Origin of the sequence: Pararcticibacter amylolyticus, from assembly GCF_003130405.1 — a bacterium.
GTDB classification, from domain to species: Bacteria; Bacteroidota; Bacteroidia; order Sphingobacteriales; family Sphingobacteriaceae; genus Arcticibacter; species Arcticibacter amylolyticus.
Map to the genome: position 1 here is coordinate 70,343 of NZ_QEAS01000014.1, position 2,582 is coordinate 72,924.

At 45.4% G+C, this 2,582-nt stretch carries 2 protein-coding genes; both read left to right on the forward strand.

The window, feature by feature from the left end; genetic code table 11:
* A partial coding sequence (locus tag DDR33_RS16865) for a pseudouridine synthase (protein ID WP_238387840.1) occupies positions 1–1,364 on the forward strand: 1,364 nt, incomplete at its 5' end.
* Positions 1,365–1,455: 91 nt separating this feature from the next.
* A partial coding sequence (locus tag DDR33_RS16870) for a lactonase family protein (RefSeq protein ID WP_109417057.1) occupies positions 1,456–2,582 on the forward strand: 1,127 nt, incomplete at its 3' end.

A 2,582-nucleotide genomic window follows, 5' to 3' on the forward strand; every position in this document is an offset into this window, starting at 1 on the left:
ACAGATCATCGTTCCCCTCCTCCCGTGGTAAAAAGCCATTTAACAGCTCAAGAGACGACCGCCCCGAAAGAGGCAGATCTCCGTACAGGGAAAGAAGCCGCGATACAGAAGGAGGAGGAGACCGTAATAAACCAGGATTCAATAGTGAAAAAAGCACCGGAAGAGCCTGGGTTAAATCAGAAAGATCGGGAAGCCGGACAGATTCTGGTTCAGGATCAAGACCTTTCTCCCCGGGAAAGAAAGGATCATTCGGCGGAGACAGCAGACCTTTCAGGAAACGATCTTCAGAACAGGGAGAAGAAAGATCTGAATTCAGAAAAGACAGATCCTTTGAAAAAAGGCCGTTTGAAAAGAAATCATTCGATGGAGACAGCAGGCCCTTCAGGAAACGGTCTTCTGAACAAGGAGAAGAAAAACCGGACTTCAGAAAGGACAGACCCTTTGAAAAAAGGCCGTTTGAAAAGAAATCATTCGGTGGAGACAGAGACCAAAGGCGCAGAACTGAAAATCCGGGCAGAGAGAAGAAAAACTATGACGCGCCCTCCCGCAACTACAGAAGCAGGGAAGACAGAAACTGGACAAGCGAAGAGCATATTGAGCAGGCTCCGGTTTTAAGAGGACGAAAGAAACAGGAAAATAAAGAATCTGAACTCATAAGGCTGAACCGTTACATTGCTAATGCAGGTATATGTTCAAGGCGTAAAGCTGATGAATTGATTGAAGCAGGCGTCATATCTGTGAACGGAGAAGTAGTATCCGAGCTTGGCTTTAAAGTGGATCCGGCCAAAGATGAGATCAGATATAACGGAGAAGCCCTGAGAAGGGAGAAAATGGTATATGTGCTTTTAAACAAGCCAAAAGACTATATCACAACAACAGACGATCCCCAGGAGCGGAGAACAGTTATGCAATTAGTTGAAAAAGCATCCAAAGAACGGATTTATCCGGTTGGAAGGCTCGACCGGAATACAACCGGACTGCTGTTGCTGACGAACGACGGTGATCTTGCCGAAAAGCTGTCTCATCCCAGAAACAATGTCACAAAGATCTACCAGGTAGAATTAAGTAAGAGCCTGGCCCAGGGCGACCTCAACAAAATCTCATTCGGAATAGAACTGGAAGACGGCCTTATCAAGCCTGATACCGTGAGCTACGTCCAGGGTGGTACCAAAAAAGAGATCGGAATCCAGATCCACAGTGGCAAAAACAGGATTGTGAGGAGAATATTCGAACATCTCGGATATGAAGTGGTAAAGCTCGATAGAGTAGTATATGCCAACCTTACCAAAAAGGATCTTCCAAGAGGCAGATGGCGCTACCTCGAAGAAAAAGAGATCATTCAGTTAAAACATTTTATAAAATAAAATAAGCACGAGCCCCGGATATCCGGGGCTTTTGTTTTGAATCCCCTGGCCTCTCCTTTAAACTTCTTCATATTTCATTAACTTCGTATTTATGAAAACCAATCAGTACATCCTTCTGTCTATTATTTCGCTGATCTCATTGGCGCCAGTGAATATGGTGAATGCGCAGAAATTGAATCTCATTATCGGGACATACACAAACAAGGGTACCAGTGAAGGTATTTATGTGTATGAATTTGATACATCTACAGGTAAAGCCTCTTACAAAAATAAAGCTACGGGCGTAAATGATCCGTCCTATGTCGCTCTGAATAAAGAAGGAAACTTTCTATATGCCGTCAACGAAGGAAGCGGGGATGTCAGCTCTTTTTCGTTTGACAAAACTAGCGGGACACTGAAATTCCTGAATAAAAAACCCTCCAACGGATCCGCTCCATGTTATATAGTTATCGATAAAGACAACCGGTATGTCATAGCAGCAAACTATAGCGGCGGGAGTTTTTCTGTCTACCCGGTTCAGAAAGACGGGTCTCTCGGAGAAGCAGCACAGACTATTCAACACTCCGGCAGCAGCGTAAATAAGGAGCGCCAGGAAAGATCTCACGTACATTCAGCTGTTTTTTCTCCGGAAGAAGATCATCTGATCGTAAGTGACCTCGGAACAGACCAAATCAGTATTTATAGATTTAACTCTGCCGGCAATACACAGCCTGTCTCTACCGGCGAATACCCCTTTGTAGACGCAGGAAAAGGCAGCGGACCACGCCACTTCGAATTTCATCCCAACGGCAAGTTTGCCTACTCCATACAAGAGCTGAACGGCAATATTTCTGCCTTCGGATATAACAAGGGGAAACTCTCGCTTTTGCAAAACATATCGATGGTTGATCCGGCATTTAAAGGTGAGACCGGTGCTGCAGATATTCACGTCTCGCCCGATGGAAAGTTCCTTTACAGCTCCAACCGCGGGGATGCAAACGATATTGCGATTTTTGCGATCGCTCCTAAAACGGGAAAGCTATCATTGAAAGGCCGTACCTCAAGCATGGGCAAAGGGCCCAGGAACTTTGTTATCGACCCGGAAGGCAACTTCCTCCTGGCAGCAAACCAATACAGCGATTCCATCGTGATATTCAAACGGAATAAAACCACCGGTATGCTGACCGACACAGGAGAAAGAATCAAAGTCGGTGCACCCGTCTGTTTGAAATTTGCCAA